At 67.4% G+C, this 20,641-nt stretch carries 27 protein-coding genes; 14 read left to right on the top strand and 13 right to left on the bottom strand.

Annotated features, from left to right (window positions below; all coding sequences use genetic code 11):
* Positions 1-67: 67 nt before the first annotated feature.
* Positions 68-676, top strand: a complete 609-nt coding sequence (locus Q7T84_RS07600) for an FMN-dependent NADH-azoreductase (protein ID WP_304807350.1) — start codon at positions 68-70, stop codon at positions 674-676.
* Positions 677-832: 156 nt separating this feature from the next.
* Here the strand turns inward: Q7T84_RS07600 and Q7T84_RS07595 are convergent, their stop codons facing one another.
* Complete coding sequence (locus Q7T84_RS07595) at positions 833-1,342, bottom strand: GNAT family N-acetyltransferase (protein WP_304807348.1); 510 nt, start codon at positions 1,340-1,342, stop codon at positions 833-835.
* Positions 1,343-1,521: 179 nt separating this feature from the next.
* On the opposite strand from Q7T84_RS07595, the gene Q7T84_RS07590 reads away from it, so the two are divergent.
* The gene (locus Q7T84_RS07590) at positions 1,522-2,157 is read left to right on the top strand and encodes a DsbA family protein (RefSeq protein WP_304807346.1); all 636 of its coding nucleotides are present in this window, start codon (positions 1,522-1,524) and stop codon (positions 2,155-2,157) included.
* A gap of 37 nt (positions 2,158-2,194) precedes the next feature.
* Here Q7T84_RS07590 and Q7T84_RS07585 read toward each other — a convergent pair whose 3' ends face one another.
* Both Q7T84_RS07585 and Q7T84_RS07580 read right to left on the bottom strand, forming a co-directional pair.
* Positions 2,195-3,223, bottom strand: coding sequence for an MBL fold metallo-hydrolase (locus Q7T84_RS07585; protein WP_304807344.1), 1,029 nt, complete (start codon positions 3,221-3,223; stop codon positions 2,195-2,197).
* Positions 3,224-3,293: 70 nt separating this feature from the next.
* The gene (locus Q7T84_RS07580) at positions 3,294-4,442 is read right to left on the bottom strand and encodes an alpha/beta hydrolase (protein WP_304807342.1); all 1,149 of its coding nucleotides are present in this window, start codon (positions 4,440-4,442) and stop codon (positions 3,294-3,296) included.
* 316 nt (positions 4,443-4,758) lie between these two features.
* Here Q7T84_RS07580 and eco point away from each other — a divergent pair, with 316 nt between their 5' ends.
* The gene (gene eco / locus Q7T84_RS07575) at positions 4,759-5,262 is read left to right on the top strand and encodes a serine protease inhibitor ecotin (protein WP_304807340.1); all 504 of its coding nucleotides are present in this window, start codon (positions 4,759-4,761) and stop codon (positions 5,260-5,262) included.
* 13 nt (positions 5,263-5,275) lie between these two features.
* On the opposite strand, the gene Q7T84_RS07570 is transcribed toward eco, so the two are convergent.
* The 3 genes from Q7T84_RS07570 to Q7T84_RS07560 form a co-directional block, all read right to left on the bottom strand.
* A complete protein-coding gene (locus Q7T84_RS07570) occupies positions 5,276-5,485 on the bottom strand; it encodes a dodecin (RefSeq protein ID WP_304807338.1) in 210 nt (69 codons plus the stop codon).
* A gap of 96 nt (positions 5,486-5,581) precedes the next feature.
* Positions 5,582-5,941 carry a nuclear transport factor 2 family protein gene (locus Q7T84_RS07565; protein ID WP_304807336.1) on the bottom strand — a complete coding sequence of 120 codons (360 nt, stop codon included), beginning with the start codon at positions 5,939-5,941 and terminating at the stop codon, positions 5,582-5,584.
* 78 nt (positions 5,942-6,019) lie between these two features.
* Positions 6,020-6,772, bottom strand: coding sequence for a helix-turn-helix transcriptional regulator (locus Q7T84_RS07560; RefSeq protein ID WP_304807334.1), 753 nt, complete (start codon positions 6,770-6,772; stop codon positions 6,020-6,022).
* Positions 6,773-6,942: 170 nt separating this feature from the next.
* Here Q7T84_RS07560 and Q7T84_RS07555 point away from each other — a divergent pair, with 170 nt between their 5' ends.
* The 3 genes from Q7T84_RS07555 to Q7T84_RS07545 are packed head-to-tail and all read left to right on the top strand — an operon-like array spanning position 6,943 to position 10,122.
* Positions 6,943-9,105, top strand: coding sequence for a marine proteobacterial sortase target protein (locus Q7T84_RS07555; protein ID WP_304807332.1), 2,163 nt, complete (start codon positions 6,943-6,945; stop codon positions 9,103-9,105).
* The gene (locus tag Q7T84_RS07550) at positions 9,102-9,701 is read left to right on the top strand and encodes a class GN sortase (protein ID WP_304807330.1); all 600 of its coding nucleotides are present in this window, start codon (positions 9,102-9,104) and stop codon (positions 9,699-9,701) included. Before Q7T84_RS07555 ends, Q7T84_RS07550 begins: the two co-directional genes overlap by 4 nt.
* Before the next feature lie 58 nt (positions 9,702-9,759).
* The gene (locus Q7T84_RS07545) at positions 9,760-10,122 is read left to right on the top strand and encodes an EthD domain-containing protein (protein WP_304807328.1); all 363 of its coding nucleotides are present in this window, start codon (positions 9,760-9,762) and stop codon (positions 10,120-10,122) included.
* 13 nt (positions 10,123-10,135) lie between these two features.
* Here the strand turns inward: Q7T84_RS07545 and Q7T84_RS07540 are convergent, their stop codons facing one another.
* Positions 10,136-10,597 carry a hypothetical protein gene (locus tag Q7T84_RS07540; protein ID WP_304807326.1) on the bottom strand — a complete coding sequence of 154 codons (462 nt, stop codon included), beginning with the start codon at positions 10,595-10,597 and terminating at the stop codon, positions 10,136-10,138.
* Positions 10,598-10,752: 155 nt separating this feature from the next.
* On the opposite strand from Q7T84_RS07540, the gene Q7T84_RS07535 reads away from it, so the two are divergent.
* Positions 10,753-11,256: an HIT family protein gene (locus tag Q7T84_RS07535; protein WP_304807324.1), complete on the top strand. Its 504-nt coding sequence runs from the start codon at positions 10,753-10,755 to the stop codon at positions 11,254-11,256.
* 436 nt (positions 11,257-11,692) lie between these two features.
* On the opposite strand, the gene Q7T84_RS07530 is transcribed toward Q7T84_RS07535, so the two are convergent.
* Positions 11,693-12,181 (bottom strand): PaaI family thioesterase, encoded by a 489-nt coding sequence (locus tag Q7T84_RS07530; protein ID WP_304807323.1) that lies wholly within the window; start codon positions 12,179-12,181, stop codon positions 11,693-11,695.
* A 94-nt stretch (positions 12,182-12,275) separates the two neighbouring features.
* On the opposite strand from Q7T84_RS07530, the gene Q7T84_RS07525 reads away from it, so the two are divergent.
* Positions 12,276-12,887 carry a TetR/AcrR family transcriptional regulator gene (locus Q7T84_RS07525; RefSeq protein WP_304807322.1) on the top strand — a complete coding sequence of 204 codons (612 nt, stop codon included), beginning with the start codon at positions 12,276-12,278 and terminating at the stop codon, positions 12,885-12,887.
* On the opposite strand, the gene Q7T84_RS07520 is transcribed toward Q7T84_RS07525, so the two are convergent.
* Positions 12,884-13,303: a DUF983 domain-containing protein gene (locus Q7T84_RS07520; protein WP_304807320.1), complete on the bottom strand. Its 420-nt coding sequence runs from the start codon at positions 13,301-13,303 to the stop codon at positions 12,884-12,886. The genes Q7T84_RS07525 and Q7T84_RS07520 overlap by 4 nt on opposite strands.
* Before the next feature lie 80 nt (positions 13,304-13,383).
* Here Q7T84_RS07520 and Q7T84_RS07515 point away from each other — a divergent pair, with 80 nt between their 5' ends.
* Positions 13,384-14,766: a PLP-dependent aminotransferase family protein gene (locus tag Q7T84_RS07515; RefSeq protein WP_304807318.1), complete on the top strand. Its 1,383-nt coding sequence runs from the start codon at positions 13,384-13,386 to the stop codon at positions 14,764-14,766.
* A 46-nt stretch (positions 14,767-14,812) separates the two neighbouring features.
* On the opposite strand, the gene Q7T84_RS07510 is transcribed toward Q7T84_RS07515, so the two are convergent.
* The 3 genes from Q7T84_RS07510 to Q7T84_RS07500 form a co-directional block, all read right to left on the bottom strand.
* A complete protein-coding gene (locus Q7T84_RS07510; protein ID WP_304807316.1) occupies positions 14,813-15,505 on the bottom strand; it encodes a PEPxxWA-CTERM sorting domain-containing protein in 693 nt (230 codons plus the stop codon).
* A gap of 113 nt (positions 15,506-15,618) precedes the next feature.
* A complete protein-coding gene (locus Q7T84_RS07505) occupies positions 15,619-16,014 on the bottom strand; it encodes a YidH family protein (protein WP_304807314.1) in 396 nt (131 codons plus the stop codon).
* A 108-nt stretch (positions 16,015-16,122) separates the two neighbouring features.
* Positions 16,123-16,506: a hypothetical protein gene (locus Q7T84_RS07500; protein WP_304807311.1), complete on the bottom strand. Its 384-nt coding sequence runs from the start codon at positions 16,504-16,506 to the stop codon at positions 16,123-16,125.
* 157 nt (positions 16,507-16,663) lie between these two features.
* Here Q7T84_RS07500 and Q7T84_RS07495 point away from each other — a divergent pair, with 157 nt between their 5' ends.
* From Q7T84_RS07495 to nhaA, 3 genes are all read left to right on the top strand, one after another.
* A complete protein-coding gene (locus Q7T84_RS07495; RefSeq protein ID WP_304807309.1) occupies positions 16,664-16,951 on the top strand; it encodes a hypothetical protein in 288 nt (95 codons plus the stop codon).
* 97 nt (positions 16,952-17,048) lie between these two features.
* Entirely contained in the window at positions 17,049-17,306 is a 258-nt protein-coding gene (locus Q7T84_RS07490) for a DUF3297 family protein (RefSeq protein ID WP_304807307.1), read from the top strand.
* Positions 17,307-17,472: 166 nt separating this feature from the next.
* Positions 17,473-18,675 carry a Na+/H+ antiporter NhaA gene (gene nhaA, locus Q7T84_RS07485; protein ID WP_304807304.1) on the top strand — a complete coding sequence of 401 codons (1,203 nt, stop codon included), beginning with the start codon at positions 17,473-17,475 and terminating at the stop codon, positions 18,673-18,675.
* Between the two features lie 47 nt (positions 18,676-18,722).
* Here nhaA and Q7T84_RS07480 read toward each other — a convergent pair whose 3' ends face one another.
* Positions 18,723-19,067 (bottom strand): hypothetical protein, encoded by a 345-nt coding sequence (locus tag Q7T84_RS07480; protein WP_304807302.1) that lies wholly within the window; start codon positions 19,065-19,067, stop codon positions 18,723-18,725.
* Positions 19,068-19,403: 336 nt separating this feature from the next.
* Between Q7T84_RS07480 and Q7T84_RS07475 the strand changes: the two genes are divergently transcribed.
* On the top strand, positions 19,404-19,808 hold the full coding sequence (locus Q7T84_RS07475; RefSeq protein WP_304807300.1) for a GFA family protein: 405 nt from the start codon (positions 19,404-19,406) through the stop codon (positions 19,806-19,808).
* 4 nt (positions 19,809-19,812) lie between these two features.
* The gene (locus Q7T84_RS07470; RefSeq protein ID WP_304807299.1) at positions 19,813-20,592 is read left to right on the top strand and encodes a DUF6624 domain-containing protein; all 780 of its coding nucleotides are present in this window, start codon (positions 19,813-19,815) and stop codon (positions 20,590-20,592) included.
* The last annotated feature ends 49 nt before the right edge of the window (positions 20,593-20,641 follow it).

The following is a 20,641-nucleotide window of genomic DNA, read 5'->3' as shown; positions in this document are numbered from 1 at the left end:
CTACTGTTGCAGGATTGGAACCCTCACCTTCCAGCTGTCATTCAACAGCGACCCCTGGAGGGGTGCCATGTCCAACATTCTCGTTCTCAACAGCAGCGTCAGCGGCGAGGCCTCGGTTTCGCGTCTTTTGGTCGCCGACGCCGTCACCGAACTGACCCAGCGCGACCCGTCCGCCAAGCTGGTCTTCCGCGACCTCGCCGCCAACCCGATCCCGCACCTGACGCCGCAAACCGTCGCCGGGGTGCGCGCCCAGGCCACCACGCCGGCCGAGCAAGCCGCCCGCGCCCTGTCGGATGAGTTGATCGCCGAACTGCGCACCGCCGACACCATCGTCATCGGCGCCCCGATGTACAATTTCAGCATCCCCACCACCCTGCGCAGCTGGTTCGACCACGTGCTGCGGGCCGGCGAGACCTTCAGCTATTCCGAAGCCGGCCCCAAGGGTCTGCTGGAGGGCAAGAAGGTGATCGTGGTCGAGTCCCGCGGCGGCCTCTACAGCGAAGGTCCTGGCCAAGCGATCGACTTCCAGGAGCCCTATCTGCGCCAGCTCCTCGGCTTCATCGGCCTCGCCGACGACCTCACCTTCATCCGCGCCGAGAAGATCGGCTACGGCCCCGACGCCCGCGACCAGGCCCTCGCCGACAGCCGCGCCGAACTCGCCAAGCTGCCGGCCTGAGGCGGGCGCGGTTCCCCTCTCAGATCGTCATCCCCGGGCTCTTGTCCCGGGGATCCATAAACACAATCGCTACAGGCAAGTCTCCAACCTCGGAGTCTATGGATGGCCGGCTCAAGAGGCCGGCCATGACGAGCGGGGGGGGGAGAGGAACGCTCCCTAGACCTCCCGCCGCATGAACACCCGAGCGCTCTCATCCAGACCGCGCGCCTCATGCTCGGCCCGGATTTGCGCCATGCCGGCCGTCAACGCCTCGACGTCGGCGAACCCCAGCCGCCGATAATAGGGCGCGTTGAACGGCACGTCCGTGAAGGTCGAGAGCGTCAGCGCCGGCCAACCCCGCGCGCGCGCAACCTCCGCCACCGCCTCGATCAACCACGCCCCGATCCCGCGCCGCGCGTGCGAGGGCAGGACGTCGATCTGTTCGATGTAGCCGCAGCCCTCGACCTCCCGGAACATCACGAAGGCCAGCGCCTCTCCGCCCGCCTCAGCGACCAGCAGGCCGCCGGCCGCGATCCGCCGCGCCAGGGTCTTCGCGTCGGTCGGCTCGTCATCGGCCAGCGCCGCGCGCGCCGTGCCGAGGAACCGGCTGGCCGAAGCGCGCTCGATTTGGCGCACCCGTTCGATTTCAGAGGTCATAGCCGCCCGCAGGCGCAGGTCGTCGGTCATCGGAAGTATCCGGAATTGGAATGGATCCCCAGGGCGGCCTATCGCCGCCCGCTCAAAGCGCTCGCGCAGTCGCGGTTCAGGCTTTCAAGGATCGTGAACTCCGGAGGCTCGCCGAATTTGTCGGCTGCACTTACATAGTGCCGCAAACAGCCTCGCGCCAAGCAGCCAGGATCGCCCCGATGGAAACCCCCCGACTGATCTATTTCGCCGATCCCATGTGCTCGTGGTGCTACGGCTTTTCCCCCGTCATCCAACAGATCCGCGAGACCTTCGGCCGCGCCCTGCCGATCCAGGTGGTGATGGGCGGCCTGCGCCCTGGAACCGACACCCCCACCACCGACGCAGCCAAGGCCGAGCTGAAGACCCATTGGGGCCACGTCCACGAAGCCACCGGCCTGCCCTTCGACGGCGCCGTGCTCGACCGCGAGGGCTTCCTCTACGACACCGATCCGGCCGCCCGCGCCGTGGTCCGGGTTCGGCGCCACGACGGCGAAAAGGCGGTGAGCTTCCTGCGCCGCCTGCACCACGCCTTCTATGCGCAGAACCAGAACGTCACCGATCCGCAGGTCCTCGCCACCCTGGCCGCCGAGTTCGGCGTCGAGCGCGAGGCGTTCCTCGCCGACTTCGACACCGACGATCTGAAGCACGAAACCTGGAACGACTACGCCACCGCCCAGCGCGCCGGCGTCACTGGCTTCCCGACCCTGGTCGGCGGTCCCAATGAGGAAGGCGCATACGGCGTCGTCAATCGCGGCTTCCAACCGGGCGATCAGGTGCTGGCCGTTTTGCACCAGTGGCTGGGCACGGACGCCTGAGCATGGCCAAGGCGCCGGGCTTCCTCAACCCAAGGCCTCAGATCTCGAGGTCGTAGCCGGCCTCGCGCCAGGCCTTCATGCCGCCGTCCAGCGCCACGGCCCGGCCATAGCCGAGATCGCGCAAGGTGGCCGCCGCCAGGGTCGAGATCTTGCCGAACTCGCAGCAGGTGACGATCCGCACCGTCGGGTCGGGCAGTTCGGTGTTCACCCGCAGTTCCAGTTGCCCGCGCGGCAGGTTCACCGCCCCGGGAACATGGCCGGCCTCGAAGGCGTCCTTCTCGCGCACGTCCAACACCACCAGGTCGCGGCTATTGCCCCCGGTTCGCGCTTGTAGTTCGGCCATCGACATGAAGGGCGCCTTGGCCGAGGCCTCGGCCAGCAACTGCGCGACGGTCTTGCCGCCGCTCATATTGGTCCGCAGCGCCTCGGTCAGGTGGGTCGGCGCCGACAGATCCAGGCTTTGCATCATCTCCACGAACGCCGCCCGCTCGGTTTTCCGCAGGCGCGGATTGTCGGCGATCTCGGCGGCCAGCGTCGAGTGCGAGCGGCCTTTGTAGTCATGGGCTGGGAACACCATCAGCTCCGGCGGCAGCTTGAGCAGCTTGTCGAACAGGCTCTCGTGCAGCGCATGCGGATCGCCGCTCGGCAGGTCGGTCCGCCCGGCGCCCCCGATCAGCAAGGTGTCGCCGGTGAACACCCGGTCGGCCATCACCAGGCACATCGAGTCCCGCGTATGGCCCGGCGTGTGCAGGGCCTGCAGCCGCAGGTCTCCCACGATCAGCATGTCGCCGTCGTCGAGCCGGATGTCGGCGAACGGCGCGGGGCTCAAGCGGTGCATCACCACCGGCGCCCCCAGCGCCTTGGCCAGTTCGCGGCTGGCGGAGAAATGGTCGGCGTGGGTGTGGGTGTCGATCACATAGCGGACATGCAGTCCAAGCTGGCTGACCAGTCCCAAATAGCGGTCGATCTGGCTGAACTCCGGATCGATCAGCGCCGCCGCCCGCGTCGCCTCGCAGCCCACGAGGTAGGATTGGCAACCGCCGGTGACAATCTGCTCGAAGATCATGCGTCTGACCCTGAAAATTCGCGCCAAAGGCTCGCGCCGATCGCCGCGCGCGGCAAGCCTCTATTGGAGCCTACTGCGGCGTCGCGGCGCTGACCGTGCCAGCGGCTGCGTCGCTCATCCCGTCAAGCTGATGGCCCAGGCTCTCGCGGGTCGCGGGGTCCACGAGCGCTATCGGCGTGCTGATGATCACGCCGGCGGCGGAGCCGACGAACTTGGTCGCCCCGATCGCCAGCGCGCTGACATGATCGCCGATCCCCACGCGGGAATCGGTCAGGGGCTGACCCTCGATCAGCCGCTGACCGATCAGCTTCACGACATCGGGGCTCTCGGCGAACTTCGAATGGTTCAGCCGGTCGCCGGTCCGCAGCTTGGACATGTCGATCACCGTCACGCCGGAATTCTCCAGCATCGAGAGATAGGGTTCCCGGCTCGGATTGATCGAGCCCAGCCGCCCGACATTGCCGGCGATCAGCCGCGACAGTCGCAGCGCGCGGTCGTCGTTGGAGACGAAGATCGTAAACTTGGGCCGCTCGGGTCCCAGCATCTGAAACTGCCGGACAAAGACGTCGATATCCAGGTCCGGCGAGGCCAGGATCACATTGGTGACCTTGGCCGGCACGCGGCCCTCGCGGATCGCCGACTGCCGCAACGCCTCCATCGCCAACCACGCCCCCATCGAGTGAGCCAGGACGGTGATTTCCTTGACCTTGTCGTTGTGCGCGGCCCGCAGCAACCCGGCCTCCAAGGCGTCCCTGGAGAAGTTCGTGCTCTCGCGATCATAGTTGTAGGAATAGATCCCGCCGCGCGAGGGCCAGGTGAACAGCACCGGCGCCACGGGCGCGCCGCTGTCCTTGATGATCTGGGCGTATCGGAACACCGCCACGCCAAAGCGGGTGTTGAAGCCGTGGATAAAGATCATCAGGCGCCCATCGACGCCCGCCTGCTTCTCGAACCACTCATCGATCTGGTCCAAGTTCCGGCGCTGGACCGAGAGCACGGCGAATTCCTTGGTGGGATCAGGCGTGGAGGTTCGCGGCCATTGCACCTGTCCCGGCGTCCGAGCGCTGGCGGGCGGCAAGGACACCGCCACCTCGTCGATCAAATAGTCAAAGCCTCGCTCCCCCGTGAACAGCACGTTCGGATCGGTGGAAGGCTTGCGGGTCGTCACCACCAGCATATCGACCCGGCTGCCGCCCTCCGGGGCACTGGTCGGCGTCATGTAACCCGTGGGACCGCTGGAGCAGGCCTGCAGCCCTATCAGCAGGCAGGCGGCCAGCGGCGACGTCCACCGTCGGCGTCCTTGTGGCGATCTCGACCGCAATCCACCCATGACTGACGCTGATGCTCCACTCGGCCAGCAAGGCGTGGCTCGGCCGCCGAAAGCCAGGGTATCGGGAAAAGCCCCGATGGGCGAGCCGGCCCTAGGGAAAGACGAAATTCGCCGGCGAGGCGGGCGCCCTCAACCTTGGCGATTGTTTATTGCCAATACAGGCCATCGCCTCCAAGCTCGCGGCTCCCATAGCCGAGCGGTGAACATGACCCTTTCAATCTCGACGCCGCGCCGCGTTTCGCTCTCGCTCTGCTTGGCCGCGGCCGTGCTGGCCAGCCCCTTGAGCGCGCAATCCGCCGCCCCGCGCACCGCCCGCGACGAGTTGGTCGCCTTCCCCCCGGCGCCCGCCGGCCAGGTGCGCAGCGTCATCTTCCTGCCGCCCCAGCGCGACGAGAACGCCCTGCGGGTCGGGGTGATCGTCGGCCGCACCCTGATGGTCGACTGCAATCGCCAGATGTTCAGCGCCACGCTCGAAGAGCGCACCGTCGAGGGCTGGGGCTACACCTACTTCGTGGTCACCAATGTCGGACCGCCGGCCAGCACGATGATGGCCTGCCCGACCAACGCCCGGACACGCCAGTTCGTCCGCAGCTCGGACGAGCCGCTATTGCGCTACAACAGCCGCCTGCCGCTGGTGATCTTCGCGCCCGCCGATGTCGAGGTTCGCTATCGGATCTGGCGCGCCGGCCGCGAAGTCGTCGCCCCATAGGCTCGGCGCGCCTCTATTCCAGGGTGAAACCGACTTTCAAGGTCACTTGGAAGTGGGCGATCTTGCCGCCCTCCACATGGCCTCGCGTGCTCAGCACCTCGAACCATCCAATGCCGCGCAGCGTTGCGCTGGCCTTGGTGATCGCGGTCTGGATCGCGTCCTCGATGCTGGTCGTCGACGAGCCGGTGAGCTCGAGGATCTTGTAGACATTGTCCGCGGACATGGCGGCCTCCCTTGGGATCATCCCTGCCAAGGGAACGGGCCGCTCGCCGCGAAGTTGCCGGACGCCGAGGGGGAGCTCGGCGCCCGGCCCTCACGCCTAGCCCGGAACCTGATCCAGGAACCCGGTGACGACCTTCAGCCGCCCGTCCTCGACCTGGACGAAGTCAGTGCCCTTGATCGGCGCGTCGGCCCCGACCGGCCCCAACCCCCAGGAGAAGCGGACATTCTCGCCGTGCCCGTCGGCCTGCCCGATCAGTTCGAAGCGGAACCCCGGAAAGCGCTCCTGCACGCCGGCGATCAGGGCGTCGAGACCGTCATGGCCTTCGACCGCGGCCATCGGGTCGACGTAGGTCGCATCGGCGGTCCAGGTGTCAGCGATCATCGCCCGGCGGGCCTTGGCGTCGGTCTCGTTCCAGGCGGCGATGTAGGTTTCGGCGATGTCGGCTGCGTGGGTCATGTCGGCTGCTCCGTGTTGATGAGCCACCATCGCCCCCGCCGCGAGGCCGCGCGATTACCTGCTGGGTAAAGCCACGCCCTAGCTCGGGAAGAACCGCACGAAGCCCTGGCTCATGATCTTCCGCAGGTGGCCGTTGTACTCGCCGTACTGCGGGTGGTCGGGGCCGATGCGGCCAAAGGCCGGCGCGGTCACCCGGCCCAGGTTGATCAGAGCGATCGCCGTCGCCGCCGGCGTCAGATGCGCGCCCTGCCCGACTTGCAGGGTGCAGAGCATGCCGTAAAGCTCGCCGGTGATGGTCGGGCGCCCCAACACCGCCATCCGATGCTGGCCGTGGTCGTTGGTCACCAGATAGATGTGGCCCGACTGGTTCGGCAGCGACACCGCCCCGCTCTGGGTGAAGGCCCCGTCCATCCGCGAGGATTCGCGGAACACCAGATGCGAGGCGCCCTCGTCCCAACCGATGGCGGTGCAATAGGCGTAGACCGCCTCGCCGCCCTCGAACGACGGGCGCAGGGTCAGGTACTCGCCCTCCAGCCACTGCGTCGCGGCCCGCGAATAGGCGCCCAGATGGTCCGGCGCCAGGCCAGGACTGGCGCCGACCACCGCCGCCTTGGCCCCGCGCAGCGAGATGTCCAGCGCCTGCTCCAGGCGGATCGTCGTGGCCAAGGTGAAGGAGCGCTTCCCCGACAGCGCCTTTTCCAAGGTCGAGATGCTGATCTTGGCGTCGTCGGCCAGCTTCTGGCGCGACATCCGCCGACGGGCCAGTTCCTCGCGGATCATCCCGGCCACGGCCTGGCTCTGGTCGCTGGGTAGGTCCACCTCGCCGCTCACGCCCCACCCCTCACAAATCCGCACAGACCCTCACATAGCCGCACCCGCCCGTGCGCCGCAAGCGGGCCGGTGCGGAGCCTGGCGGTGATCGCCAGATCATGACGCTCACCGTGCGCACGCCCTTGCGCGGACAAGGAGACGAGCCCGTTTCCGGGCCGTGGAGAGGTGACATGAACGCGCTACCGGCGATGTTGACGAAGGCCCTGGGCGCCGGCGGCCCCGGCGATATCTGGATCCAGCGAGGCCTGCGCCTTGCCTTGCCGCTGCTGGCCGCCCTGTTGATGCTGGCGGCCCTGGCCGGCCAGGTCAGCGCCCAGAACGATGACGGCGCCGAGGACGGCGTGCAGTCCGGATCCCTGCTGGTCCAGGGCAAGGACGGCGCCCCGCTGGAGGCCATCCGGCTCGGGACCGACGTCGACCTGACCGTCAGCGGCCCGACGGTCCGAGGCAAGATCACCCAGGCTTTCCGCAACCCGACCAAGCAGTGGGTCGAGGCGGTCTACCTCTATCCGATGCCGGAAGACGGCGCCGTCGACAGCCTGAAGCTGGTGGTCGGCGACCGCGTCATCGTCGGCGAGATCAAGCAGAAGGCGGAGGCCCGCGAGATCTACGAGACCGCCAAGGCCGGCGGTCAGAAGGCCGGCCTGATCGAGCAGCAGCGCCCGAACATGTTCACCACCGCCGTCGCCAATGTCGGCCCTGGCGAGACCGTCCTGGTCCAGATCGAATACCAGGCGCCGGTGCGCCAATCCTCGGGTGTCTATTCCCTGCGCGTGCCGCTGGTTGTCGCCCCCCGCTACAATCCCGGCGTCCGCGCCGACGGCTCCGATCCCGTCCCCGGCCGCGCCGCGCTGGAAGCCCCCGTCACCCTGGACCCGCGCGTCCACGGCAAGACCAACCCGGTCTCGATCACCGTCCACCTGCAACCTGGCTTCTCGCTGGGCGACGTTTCCAGCAGCTTCCACGCGATCAACAACGCCAGCGACGGCGCCGGCGGCCGGACCGTCACGCTGAAGTCGGGCGATGTTCCCGCCGACCGCGACTTCGAACTGACCTGGAAGCCCTCGCTGTTCGCCGCCCCCCAGGCCAGCCTGTTCCGCGAGACCATCAACGGCGAAGACTATGTGCTCGCCTTCCTGACCCCGCCCTCGAAGGCCGCCAGCAGCCGCCAACCGGCCCGCGAGATCGTCTTCGTGATCGACAATTCCGGCTCCATGGGCGGCGAGTCCATGCGCCAGGCCAAGGCCAGCCTCGTCTACGCTCTCGGCCGCCTGAAGCCCGCCGACCGCTTCAACGTCGTGCGCTTCGACGACACCATGGAAACCCTGTTCGCCGACACCGTCTCGGCCGACGGCGGCAATGTGAAAACCGCCCAGGACTTCGTCAAAGGCCTGGAAGCCAGCGGCGGCACCGAGATGCTGCCGGCGATGAAGGCCGCCCTGGCCGATCCGCGCGCCGCCGACGAACGCTATATCCGCCAGGTCGTCTTCCTGACCGATGGCGAGATCGGCAATGATCAGGAGCTGCTGGAGGCCGTCGGCCAAGGCAAGGGCCGCTCGCGGGTGTTCATGGTCGGCATCGGCTCGGCGCCCAACAGCTTCCTGATGACCCGGGCCTCGGAGATCGGCCGTGGGACCTTCACCCACATCGGCTCCACCGCCCAGGTCGAGACCCGGATGCGCGAGCTGTTCACCAAGCTGGAGCAACCCGTCGCCATCGAACTGACCGCCACCCTGAACGGCGTGACCTCCGACATCACCCCCGCCGTCCTGCCCGACCTCTATCGCGGCGAACCGGTGGTGGTCGCCGCCAAGGTCAGCGAACTGAAAGGCGCCATGACCATCGCCGGTCTCATCGACGGCAAGCCGTGGAGCGTCGACCTGCCCCTCGCCAAGGCCGTCCCCGGCCAAGGCATCTCCAAGCTCTGGGCCCGCCGCGAGATCACCGACGCCGAGGTCGCCCGGACCCTGCGCCAGCTCAGCGACGAGCACGCCGACGCCCGCATCCTGGAGGTCGCCCTGGCCCACAAGCTGGTCAGCAGCCAGACCAGCCTGGTCGCCGTCGATCGCACGCCTAGCCGCCCCGAGGGTACGCCCCTGGTCCGCGCCGACCTGCCGCTGAACTTGCCGGCCGGCTGGGACTTCGACGCCCTGTTCGGCGACACCGTTCGGCACGCCAAGGCTGGCGGCGCGGAATTGGCCGAGAACGGCCTGGCTCTGCCGCAGACCGCCACCGACGCCGAGCTGCGCCTGTGGAGCGGTCTGGCCCTGGCCATCCTCGGCTCGGCCCTGATGGCCTTGGTCCTCCGCCGCCGGCGTGGAGCGGCCGCGTGAACGCTCAGCCCACGAAAGGAGCCGCCGCCAGGCGGCTCCCGATCGCCGTCCTCGGCGCGACAATCCTGCTGATCGGCCTGGTGATGATGGGCCAAGGTCTCTGGATCCATGCCAAGGCCACCCTCGCCCAAGTCCTTCTGGAACGCGCCTTCGCCCAGTCGGTCGAGACGGGCGCGCCGGTTAAGCCCTGGGCCTGGGCCGACACCTGGCCGGTCGCCAAGATCGAGGTCCCCCGCCTCAAAGCCAGCGCCATCGTGCTGGAAGGCGCCAGCGGCCAGGCCCTAGCCTTCGGCCCCGGCCATCTCAGCGGCACGCCCAAGGCCGGCGAGCGCGGCGCGGCGGTCTACGCCGCCCACCGCGACACCCACTTCGCCTTCCTGGCCAAGGTCCGCCCCGGCGACGAGATCCGGGTGACCCGCGCCGACGGCCAGGTCGTCCGCTTCGAAGTCACCGGCGGCCAAGTGGTGCGCTGGGACGCCTCCGGCGTCGACCCTCACGCCCAGGGGACCAAGCTGGTCCTGGCCACCTGCTGGCCGCTGGACGCCAAGGTCTCCGGGCCGCTCCGCTACGTGGTCCGCGCGCAGGCGATCACTTGAGTTCACGCCGCGCCCAGCCGACAGTTTCGCAAGCGCATCGCTCAAGGGAACCGCCGTCATGATCAAGCTGACCTTCGCCCTGGTGCGGCGGCCCGAATTCACCCGCGAGAGCTTTCAGGACTACTGGTTCAACACCCACGCCCCGCTGGTCGCCAGCGTGCGCGAGGCGCTGCGCATCCGCCGCTATGTCCAACTCCACAGCCTGCCGCCTGAGATCTCCGATAGCCCGCGGGCCGTGCGCGGCGGGCCGGAAGGCTATGACGGCGTGGCCCAGCTCTGGTGGGACAGTTTCGAGGACATGGCCGGGGCGAACGACGAGGCGGCCAAGGCCGCCGGCCGGCTGCTGCTGGAGGACGAACAACGCTTCATCGACCTCTCCCGCTCGCCCCTCTGGTGGGGCCAGGAGCGGGTGATTTTCTAGCGGCCGCCGCTGCTCACTTGAACTGACGATAGAGGCGCGCGACCGCCTCTTCGGCGACCAGCATCGTCACCACCACGAGGATCAGCGCCGGCATTCCATGGAACATGCCAGTGAACATGACGCGATCTCCGAACACCATGGAGAGCGCCTCCAGGATCACGAACTTTGAGCCGAACAGCACCAGCCAGGCGAAGAAGAAGCGCAGGAAGACCATCGTGCGGCCGCTCCGCGCCTTGAAGAACTTGCCGACCCGGTGCTCCACCTCGATCGTCAGCTTCAGCAGGAACTGAAACAGCACCGCCGCCAACAACGATATCGAGAACGAGTCGATCGTCACCCGGTCGGAGAACTCATCGAACAGGTTGAGAACCACCAGGTCGATCAGGATCCCAGTGAAATACCGGACGAACATCCGTTGCTTGCCCGATGGAAAATCCGCCGTGGCCGGCATGAACTCGTCGATTCTGGCTGTCATGGCGCCGACCCCTGCGATTTCGCTCGGCCCTACCCTGCGCGCCGATCACCCGACGCGAAATCAGGTGTCTCCCCTAGAACGTGCCTAAGGGTTTTCGTCCTGAGTGTCCGGCCCTGCTATGAACGAAGGGATCTGGACTGCGCGGAGAGGCCAGCGTGCCCCAACGACAGAAATTCGACGTCGAACGGTATCTGGCTCAGGTCCGAGAAAGGCCTTGCTTCATCTGCGGTCTGGTCTCCGGCGACGACGCCTTCGCCCATCACGTGGTCTTTGAAGACGACTTCGCCATCGCCTTCCTGAACAAGCACCCGCCTCTGCTGGGCTATGTGCTCGTCTGCCCCAAGGCCCATCTCGAGCAAGTCACCGGCGACTTCAGCCCGGCGGACTATCTGCGCCTTCAGGCCGTGGTCTTCGCGGTGTCCGAGGCCCTGCGGGCGGTGCTGGATGTCGAGCGGGTCTACATCCTCTCGCTGGGCAGCCAGGACGCTAACCGCCACGTCCATTGGCATGTCGCGCCCCTGCCGCCGGGCGTGCCGCTCGAGCGCCAGCAATTCGCCGCCCTCGACGCCGAACGCGCGGGGGTCCTGGCGATGGACGAGACGGAATTGGCGAACCTCGCGGGCAGGATCGCCCAGGCGATCAGTCCACCGCCACTCTAAGCGCGCCGGACCCCCAGGCATGAAAAGGGCGCCTCCGACATGTCGGAAGCGCCCTTGCCTGTCCCCACAGGCTGACCTCGTCGCTCTGGAAGCGCCGCGTCAAAACGTGGCTGCTATATGGCGCAGTCCATCGGCCTAGCCCATTGTCATTGTTGTCGCAGGCGCCGCGCCCACCGCCCAAACGAAAGACCCCGACACTCCTTTTGGAGGGCCGGGGTCGGGTGGCGGCGACTTAGTCGGGGGGGGCGTCTTGGCCGCCGCATCTGATTAATCCACAGGCCGGCGGAGCGTTCCCAAACCCGCGAAATAATTCGCTCCGACCCGACGGCTTTCCTCCCCTGCGTAGCGGGGGAGGGGGACCGCCCGAAGGGTGGTGGAGGGGGCGAGCCTCAAGCTCAGCGCCCCGCCCCCTCCCCGTCAAAATGGACAAGGCTCCCTAACTCACCACGGCCGCATCGGCCTTCGCCGTCGCCTCCATCGCCGCGCGCTCGGCCGGCCAGCGTTCGAAGGTCATCAGCAGCTGTTGCGCGCTCGCCTCGGCGATCAGTTCTCCGTCCTCGCGTCGGAACTCGGCCCGCACGGTGATCATCTGCCGGGTCTGAGCCACGACACGGGCCTCGATCTTTAGCGGCTGGGTACGTCCGACCCGCAGGAAATTCATCTGCAGATTGAGCGTGCGGAACAGCATCTCGCCGGGCACGACGGTCATGGTCGCGAAGCTCAGCACCTGGTCGGCCAGCGCCGCGAGATAGCCCCCGAACAGCGATCCGTCGGCGGTCTTGAGCTCCGGCGCGGGGGTCCAGCTCTTGCGGACCCAGCCCTCGCCCCAGTCATCGATCAACCCCATCTTCAGCGTCTCGACGATCGGCGGCACGCTCCCCGTTCCTGCTTTCAGGACATCAAGTCGTTCGGTCGCCCAGGTCATCGCTGTCTCCAAAATCGTGAAGACCTGAGAATATGAGCAAAGCTCAGCTTCTGTTACTCAGGTTCTCGGAGCGAGATCACGCGGGAGGTTTCGAATGAAGAGCGCTGAAAAAACACGAAAAACGCCGACCCAGCCTCGGTCTCGGGCGACGCTGGACGTGATCCTCGAGGCCGCGGCTCAGCTTCTGGAGAGCGTCGGCGAGCCCGGCTTCAACACCAACGCCCTGGCCGAACGAGCCGGGGTCAGCATCGGCACCCTCTATCGCTATTTTCCCGACAAGCGCTCGATCATCAACGCCCTGGCGCTTCAGGAAAAGGCGGCGTTCGAAGCGAGGGTCGTCGCGATCCTGGCCGGCGAGACGCAGGGGCTGGCGCGCGACCGCGCGATCATCCGCGCCTTCCTGCACGCCTTCAGCGACCGGACCGAGGCCCGGCGCCTAGCCGTCACCGCCCTCTACGCCACTCACGATCCGCGGGAGTTGATGGCCGGCTTCGAGCCGGTGCAGTCGGCCTTCCTCGACGCCGAGGGCCGGCCGCTGTCGCGCGTCACCGCCTTCGTGCTGTCACGGGCGGTGCAGGGCGCGATGCGCGCGGCGGTGCTGGAAGGCGCCGACTTCCTGCTCTCGCAGGAGTTCGAGGATGAACTGGTCCACCTCGGCCGCGCCTATCTCGGACATCCGACGCGGCCAAGAGGTGGTCGAGCCTAGTCGCGGGCCTTGCCGCGCAGGCCAAAGCCGCCTTCGCCGTGGCCGCCCAGGCTGGAGAACTTGGCTTCCTCGGCCTTGTGGAAGAACTGCGAGGCCACCATCCACGACTTCACCGGCCGCAAGGCGCCCAGGCAGCCGATGATCAGGGCCGGAAACACCGTGACCATGTGCACCCACAACGGCGGGTGATAGGCGACCTCGACCCAGGTGAAGACGGCGATCACGACCATGCCGACGGCGGTCATCACGAAGAAGGCCGGGCCGTCGGCCGGATCGGCGAACGAGTAGTCCAAGCCGCAGGCGTCGCATTCCTTCGCCACGGTCAGGAAGCCGCTGAACAGCTTGCCTTCGCCGCAGCGAGGGCAGCGGCAACGGATGCCCGAGATGATGGGCTTGGGAGGATCATAGGAGGGCATCGACACGTCCTGCATACAATTGTTGTATTGATACCTACATTCTTATACCAATGTATGGACATTGACGGGGAAAGGCAACCGTGGCGCCCGAATTGACCACCGCTCGTTGGCTGCGCCGCGTCGATCGCGAGGACGGCCCGATCTATCTCGCCATCCTGCGCGCGCTTGAGACCGCCATCGGCGAGGGCGAGCTCCAACCCGGCGAACAACTGCCGCCGCAACGCACCGTGGCCGGCGTGCTCGGCGTCGATTTCACCACCGTCACCCGCGCCTACAGCGCCGCCCGCGCCAAGGGCCTGGTCGAGGGCGCGGTCGGCCGCGGCACCTTCGTCGCCGGCCGCCCAGCCGACGATGAGGTCGGGATGGTCGACCTCAGCATGAACCTGCCGCCGCCGCCCAAGGGCTTGAACTTCGCCGCCCTGCTGAAGGAGACCGCCCGCGCGGTGCTCGAACGCACCGACGCCCAGGCCCTGATGGCCTACCATCCCGGCGCCGGCTCCATCGCCCAGAAGGCCGCCGCCGCGGCCTGGCTCGCGCCCTGCCTGGGCGAGGTCTCGCCAGAGCGCATGCTGATCACGCCGGGCGCCCAGACCGCGCTGGCGACGATCCTCGGCATGACCATGCGCCGGGGCGAGGCCCTGATCGTCGAGCCCCTCACCTATCCCGGCGTCCGCGCCCTGGCGGCCCACCTGGGCCTGCGGCTGATCGCCTGCCCGGTCGACAGCCAGGGCTTCGCGCCCGAGGACCTGACCCGCCTCTGCGCCGAAGAACGTCCCAAGGCGATCTACTGCATCCCCACCCTGCAGAACCCCACCGCCACGACCATGGGACTGGAGCGCCGCCGGCAGATCGCGGCGATCGCCCGCGCCGCCGGAGTGGCGCTCATCGAGGACGACGCCTACGGCCGTCTGCCGACCGAGCCCCTGCCCGCCCTCGCCACCTTCGCGCCGGACCTGACCTGGTATGTCGCCACCACCTCGAAGTGCCTGTCGCCGGGCCTGCGCACCGCCTTCGTCGCCGCCCCCAGTCCAGCCGCCGCCCGCGACCTAGCCGAAGCGTTGCGGGCGATCTCGCTGATGGCCTCGCCGCTGACCGCCGCCATCGCCACCGCCTGGATCCGCGAGGGCGCGGCCGAACGGCTGCTGGCCGCGATCCGCGCCGAGGCCGCCGAGCGCCAGGCCATCGCCCGCGCGATCCTGCCCCAGGCCCAGGGCGAGGCGGACGGCATCCATCTCTGGCTCGATCTCCCCGACCACTGGCCGGGCGAGCGGCTGCGCGAGGTCGCCCACCTCCGAGGTTTGTCGCTGGTCACCGCCGACGCCTTCGCGGCCGGGCCGGTCCATCGAGGCGGCCTGCGGATATCACTCGGCGGTCCGGCCAAGCAGGCGGTGCTGGCGCAGGCCCTGCACGGCGTCGCCGCCATCCTCGCCGCCCCCCCGGGCGACACGCGGCTGATCGTCTAGGAAAATGGCCCGCCTCCAGCGATGGAGGCGGGCCTTTCAGTATGGGTCATGCAACCGCGAACGCGTCACGACGACGGCGGATCGCCGCGCCGGCCGCGCCGAAACCGATGATCATCATCGCCCAGGTCGCCGGTTCCGGCACCGCCGAGACCGCGCCGGTGAAGGTCGAGAGATTGCGCGTCCCGACCCAATAGCCCTCGACCTCGAAGCGGCTGATGTCGTTCGAAGCCCGCTGGAACCCGTAGAAGCCGGTTGTATGGGCCGGATCGTCGGCCGCGAAGCTTAGGCTTTCCAGCAACTTGCCGGCGCTATTGTAGGCCCGGAACGTCAACGCCGGACTGTTCGGCGCCCGCGCCCAGTTGAACTCCGCCAGAGCCGCCGACACCGGATCGGCGAAGCTGAAGCTCATGATGGCGGTTTGCAGTCCGATGGCCGCATAGGGCGTGCCCGACCAGTATCCCGAATTGGCGAAGCTATAGGTACCGGTCGCGCCGAAGACGGACGAGGCCTGCTCTCCAGCCGAGGTCTTGGCCTGGTAAGTCACGCCATCGCCGAAGGCCACCGGGTGGTTGACGTTCGGGCGGTTGGTTCCGACGATGGGTTGGGCCACGCCCTCCGGCAAGGTGGTGATGACGGCGGCGCTCGCCGGATGGGCGGCCAGGAGTAGAGCGCCCGCCAGGGCCAGGCCAGGCAGGCTGAAAGCACGCCCGCGCGGGGCGGGGCTTGTCACATGGGTCACGGGGATTTCCTCTTTGCTAATCTCTCCCCGCGGCTGTGGCGCGGCGGACTTCGCAAGCCGAGCAGCGTTCGCTCAACCCGGACACCGCCGCGACCAATCGGAATTCGCGGCGCTCAAATCACCCGCGAGGCGATCCCCACGAACATTGCGACCCCGGCGATGGTCATGATGGCCGAGATCAGCAAGGTCGGGCGGCCCAGACGGAACTCCTCGGTCCGCCGCAGCTCCTTCATCGTCGCCCAATAGCTGAATACCCCCAGCACCATCGACAGCGTCCCCATCCCGGCCAGGAACAGCCCCACGTCCTGCGGCGTGCTGGAGCGCGGCAGCATGTTCTGCTGGGCCGCGCCTTCGAGGAACTTGTAGATGGTGAAGCCGAAACTGAGCATCGACATCGAGGTGCGGGTCCAGGCCATCAGGGTCCGGTCCGCGGCCATGATCGTCCGCATCGTGCCCATGTCGGTGGGCATCGCCGGGGCGATATGCAACTTCCTAGATTCAGGGGACATCGATCGCCTCTGGGGCTATGGGAATGGCCCCCACTGTCCGACGCGCCCGCCTTCACCGCTATCAGGCATGATCAGCGGCGCAATGGGCGGAACACCTGAGAGCCAGGCCTAGGCCCCGAAGGTCAGGTAGCCCCGCTCCACCATCCGGCGCATGGCCTCATAGGCCTCGGTCAGTTCCTCATAGGCCGCGCGCATGTGCGCAAGCTTGGTGGTCTGCTCGGCGCTCAGCGGATGGGGCGTCTCGGTTAGGGCCAGGGCCTGCGCCACCCATTGCGCCCGCGCCAGGGCCGCGCCGACCGCCAGCTTCTGGAACTTCGCCGCGTCGGCCTGTCCGAGCACCTGGCCGATCACCTCGCGGTTCGAGGCGTAGACGGTGTAGTCGATCTGCTCGATCTGGCCGCGCAGACGACGCTGGGCCTGGGGATCGAGCGACGCCTCCGGCTCGAAGTGATCGCTGCTGCGGCGGATGCTGGACGTCCTCGTCACCGACATGCCGACCTCCAGGTCGCAAACGCCCTCGAAACGAGAGGGCCGATCAACTCTGCGGGCCACGAACTTAAGGCGGTGTTGACGCCGATCGTCGCGCCGAATGAACGGAATCGGCGTTCGCGCGCTTAAGCCCCCTGTAACCACTCAAAGGATGCTCTCCATGCGCTTCACCGTTCTCGCCCTCGCCTCCGTCGCCGCCCTTTCCCTGGCTGCTTGCAGCAAGCCCGCCGACAAGGTCGCCGACGCCCAAGCCGACGCCGTGGAGGCCCAGGGTGAAATGAAGGCTGACGCGCTCGAACAGAAGGCCGATGGCATCGAGGCCCGCACCGAGGGTCAAAGCGCCGCCGTCGAAGCCCAGGGCGAAAAGAGCGCCGACGCCGTGCGCGCCCAGGCCGACGCCGTCGAAAAGCAGGCCGACGCGACCGCCGAAGCCATCGAGAAGAAATAACCTCCGACGCCCTCGCCCTCACCGGCGAGGGCCATCGGCCTGGGTCGCTCGCCGATCGAGCATTGGCAATCTGGCCCAGGAACGCTAATCGGGCGACATGAGCGACGCCCAGACCCCGCCCGACCGCCTGTCCGTCAACCCGGCCAGCCCCCATCATGACGCCGCCGCGCTCGAACGCGGCGTCGGCGTGCGCTTCAAGGGCGTCGAAAAGACCAATGTCGATGAGTACTGCGTCAGCGAAGGCTGGGTGCGGCTCAGCGTCGGCAAGACCGTCGACCGCAACGGCAACGCCATGACGGTGAAGCTGCAGGGAACCGTCGAGCCCTATTTCCAAGACCTCGACCCGGCCGAGTAGCGATCGCCGCCTTAACGGCGACTGCCCTGAGGCGCCCTTTTGACGTCGCCGCGCCGGTTGAGCTTGTGACCACGCCCCGCTGATGCGATAGCCCGCACCGGGTGCTCGGCCATATCGGCCGGTCAGGTTTAACGTTGGTCGGGCCGCCAGCGCGGAGAACCGCGCCATGTCCAAACCCGCTCGCCGCCCGTCTATCCTCCGCGAGTTCCTCGACAGCGGGGCCGCGGGCGGTCTGCTCCTGATGGCTGCGGCCGTGCTGGCCCTCTTCGTCGCCAACTCACCGCTGTCAGATAGCTATTTCAAGCTTCTCCACGCCCCCTTGGGCGGGCTCGACGTGCTCCACTGGATCAACGACGGGCTGATGGCCCTGTTCTTCCTGTTTGTCGGCCTTGAGATAAAGCGCGAGTTCCTGGACGGCCAGCTCTCGACCTGGGCGAACCGCGCGCTCCCCGGGATCGCCGCGGCCGGCGGGGTGATCGTCCCTGGCCTGATCTATGCCGCCGTCAATGCCGGCCAGCCCGACACCCTGCGCGGTTGGGCCATCCCGACGGCCACCGACATCGCCTTCGCGCTAGGCGTCCTGTCCCTGCTGGGCTCGCGGGTCCCCACCAGCCTGAAGGTGTTTCTGGCCACCTTGGCCATCGTCGACGACCTGGTGGCCGTGCTGGTGATCGCCGTCTTCTATACGGCGGAGCTGAACCACGCCGCGCTCGGCGGCGCCGGCGTGGCCACCCTGCTGCTGATCGGCTTCAACCGACTGAAGATCGCCCAACTGGCGCCCTACCTCGTGATCGGCGCGGCCCTGTGGTGGCTGGTGCTGCTCTCGGGCGTGCACGCCACCGTGGCCGGCGTGGTGCTGGCTCTGACCATTCCCCTGCGCCGCTCCAAGGCGGCGCCCGACGACATGACCTCGCCTTTGCACCGGCTGGAGCATGGCTTGAACCCGTGGGTGGCGTTCTTGATCGTGCCGGTGTTCGGCTTCGCCAACGCCGGCGTCTCGTTCGCCGGGATGAGCGCCGGCGTGCTGCTCGAGCCCGTCACCCTTGGCGTGGCGCTCGGCCTGTTCGTGGGCAAGCAGGTGGGAGTCTTCGGCACAGCCGCCCTGGCGATCAAACTCCGGATCGCCGACCTTCCCGTCGCCGCCTCCTGGCCCCAGCTCTACGGCGTGGCCGTCCTGTGCGGCATCGGCTTCACCATGAGCCTGTTCATCGGCCTGCTCGCCTTCCCCGACCCAGCCCTGCAGGACGAAGTGAAGGTGGGCGTGCTGGCCGGCTCCCTGGTCTCCGCCCTCGTCGGGGCGGCCCTGCTCAGCGTGGCCAAGCGCGAGCCGCCCAAGCGCGCCGTGCAGCCAAAAGCCCCAGCCGAGTAAAGGTCGGCGCCCTTAGCGGGGTCCTTCAAGCTCCCCATCAACGACCGTCACCGGAGCATCCCAGCCGGCGCTGGCGGCTTGGCCGCCCTGCTCATGCGGCTGGCCTTGGCGGGCGGGGCGGCGACAGGTGAGGCGAACGGGCAATTCGGCGACAGGTCGCGACGGGTGACCCAGCAAGTCTGGTCACCTCGCTCGATATTGGCCCATTGATCCACCCTCTCGATAACCGTGACCTGCATCCCGCGCTTCAGGTTCTCGACGATCGCGGAGGATGGGTAGCCCTCCTCGCGGCACATGACGGACGACGGCGCGATGTAGGCGTACTCGGCGGCGAGCGCGGCCGCGGGAACCGATACGACCGCCAGCAGGCCGAGAATGGCGACTAGCCTCACCGAAATCTCCTTAGTCGAAACCCAGCGCCAGCGAGACCCCTGCGGCGCCATATCCAATCGCTTCGCGCTGGGCTTGTTCAGCGCGCGACCAAATTGCCACCGTTGCGAACGCACAGGCAAACGCCTCGACGATGCACGTCGGTGACGGCTGTTCGTAGTGTTCCTTTTATAGTGAAGCTAGATGGTGGCGAGCTCCGCCTTCCACTCAACATGAAGCCATGGCGAGCGCTGCTCCCGGCAAGGTGGTTGAGGTCCGCTTCGGCGCGGCGCGGTGATGACCGCTTTCGACCCTTAGCGGACACTTGCCTTCAAGGTCGCGCTTGGGCACAGGAGGCCATGATCAAGCACCAGGGATCCTGTCTTTGCGGCGAAGTACGCTTCGAGATCGCCGGCGACTTCGATCACTTCTTCCTCTGCCACTGTGGTCGTTGCCAGAAGGACACTGGGTCAGCGCACGCAGCCAACCTGTTCTCGTTGAGCGCGAAAATCGAGTGGCGCTCCGGAGAGACCAGGGTCAGGACGTTTCAGGTTCCTTCGACAAGGCATGTGAAGGGCTTTTGCTCGGTCTGCGGCTCGGCTGTTCCGACCGTGCAGCTGGACGGAGCGCTGCTGGTGGTTCCTGCAGGCAGCCTCGATAGCGCAATCGATGTTCGGCCTGACGCCCACGTCTGCGTCGCAAGCAGAGCAGAATGGGACCGCAGCCTCGAAGACGTTCCGCAGATCGAGGGCCTGCCTGGATGATGGCTTGGATCCAGTCTCGTCTGGAACCGCCGCTTTCCACCCCTTGCCGCCGTATGAGACGTCTGCTCTTCGGCTTGAGAGCCAATGTCCGTTCTCGGTGCCGGAGCTTACGGCCAAAATCGACCCGTTGCAGACTTTCCTCCTTCAGGTGAACTTCTTGCGTTGTCCGGAGGGCACGATGTCGGAAGATCTGCGAAAGAACCTCATCGCACTCGCTGAAAAAGACCGGCTCACTCGTAAAAGGCTGATCGCCGAGGGGGCGCTCTTTGAGGGCTATCATCCCGAAATGCAGGCGTTACACGAAAGCAACGCTGATCGGCTTGCCGAAATTATCCCGACATACGGGTGGCCCACGTCGGAGATCGTCGGACCCGATGGCGCGGAAGCAGCTTGGCTAATCGTTCAACACGCCATCAGCCGCCCGGCCTTCCAGAAGGCATGCCTGACTCATCTTCAGGAAGCAGCCGACGCCGGGAGTGCTCCTCCGTGGCAGCCAGCCATGCTGCTCGATCGCATCCGCATGTTCGAGGGGCTACCACAGATCTACGGCACCCAGTTCGACTGGGATGATGCTGGCGAAATGAGCCCAGTGCCGATTCAGGATCCCGTATCGGTCGATGACCGAAGGGCCAAGATCGGCCTGCCGAGCCTGAAGGAGTCGCTGACGAAGTATCGAGCGCGCCTTCGGCCCGAGAATCGACCTACCGACCTCGCCAGACACGCGGCGGAAAGGCAGGAGTGGCTCGTCAAAGCTGGATGGCGATCGAGCCCGAGCGACCGCTAAGCACCCTTAGCTGACGGGAGCTGGGCCCGCTCGCGATGCTAGCCCGCCA

It is taken from the genome of Phenylobacterium sp., from assembly GCF_030654915.1.
Lineage (GTDB): Bacteria > Pseudomonadota > Alphaproteobacteria > Caulobacterales > Caulobacteraceae > Phenylobacterium.
The sequence above is the reverse complement of the archived record's forward strand: the minus strand, read 5'-3'. Positions and strand labels throughout refer to the sequence as shown.

Excerpts from the sequence above, each read along its gene's own strand:
- Q7T84_RS07585 (WP_304807344.1), bottom strand. The coding sequence starts at position 3,223 with ATGATCTTCGAGCAGATTGTCACCGGCGGTTGCCAATCCTACCTCGTG.
- Q7T84_RS07490 (WP_304807307.1), top strand. The coding sequence starts at position 17,049 with ATGAGCGACGCCCAGACCCCGCCCGACCGCCTGTCCGTCAACCCGGCC.
- nhaA (WP_304807304.1), top strand. The coding sequence starts at position 17,473 with ATGTCCAAACCCGCTCGCCGCCCGTCTATCCTCCGCGAGTTCCTCGAC.
- Q7T84_RS07600 (WP_304807350.1), top strand. The coding sequence starts at position 68 with ATGTCCAACATTCTCGTTCTCAACAGCAGCGTCAGCGGCGAGGCCTCG.
- Q7T84_RS07570 (WP_304807338.1), bottom strand. The coding sequence starts at position 5,485 with ATGTCCGCGGACAATGTCTACAAGATCCTCGAGCTCACCGGCTCGTCG.
- Q7T84_RS07565 (WP_304807336.1), bottom strand. The coding sequence starts at position 5,941 with ATGACCCACGCAGCCGACATCGCCGAAACCTACATCGCCGCCTGGAAC.
- Q7T84_RS07525 (WP_304807322.1), top strand. The coding sequence starts at position 12,276 with ATGAAGAGCGCTGAAAAAACACGAAAAACGCCGACCCAGCCTCGGTCT.
- eco (WP_304807340.1), top strand. The coding sequence starts at position 4,759 with ATGACCCTTTCAATCTCGACGCCGCGCCGCGTTTCGCTCTCGCTCTGC.
- Q7T84_RS07540 (WP_304807326.1), bottom strand. The coding sequence starts at position 10,597 with ATGACAGCCAGAATCGACGAGTTCATGCCGGCCACGGCGGATTTTCCA.
- Q7T84_RS07555 (WP_304807332.1), top strand. The coding sequence starts at position 6,943 with ATGAACGCGCTACCGGCGATGTTGACGAAGGCCCTGGGCGCCGGCGGC.
- Q7T84_RS07530 (WP_304807323.1), bottom strand. The coding sequence starts at position 12,181 with ATGACCTGGGCGACCGAACGACTTGATGTCCTGAAAGCAGGAACGGGG.
- Q7T84_RS07500 (WP_304807311.1), bottom strand. The coding sequence starts at position 16,506 with ATGTCGGTGACGAGGACGTCCAGCATCCGCCGCAGCAGCGATCACTTC.
- Q7T84_RS07495 (WP_304807309.1), top strand. The coding sequence starts at position 16,664 with ATGCGCTTCACCGTTCTCGCCCTCGCCTCCGTCGCCGCCCTTTCCCTG.
- Q7T84_RS07520 (WP_304807320.1), bottom strand. The coding sequence starts at position 13,303 with ATGCCCTCCTATGATCCTCCCAAGCCCATCATCTCGGGCATCCGTTGC.
- Q7T84_RS07545 (WP_304807328.1), top strand. The coding sequence starts at position 9,760 with ATGATCAAGCTGACCTTCGCCCTGGTGCGGCGGCCCGAATTCACCCGC.
- Q7T84_RS07590 (WP_304807346.1), top strand. The coding sequence starts at position 1,522 with ATGGAAACCCCCCGACTGATCTATTTCGCCGATCCCATGTGCTCGTGG.
- Q7T84_RS07595 (WP_304807348.1), bottom strand. The coding sequence starts at position 1,342 with ATGACCGACGACCTGCGCCTGCGGGCGGCTATGACCTCTGAAATCGAA.
- Q7T84_RS07475 (WP_304807300.1), top strand. The coding sequence starts at position 19,404 with ATGATCAAGCACCAGGGATCCTGTCTTTGCGGCGAAGTACGCTTCGAG.
- Q7T84_RS07580 (WP_304807342.1), bottom strand. The coding sequence starts at position 4,442 with ATGACGCCGACCAGTGCCCCGGAGGGCGGCAGCCGGGTCGATATGCTG.
- Q7T84_RS07505 (WP_304807314.1), bottom strand. The coding sequence starts at position 16,014 with ATGTCCCCTGAATCTAGGAAGTTGCATATCGCCCCGGCGATGCCCACC.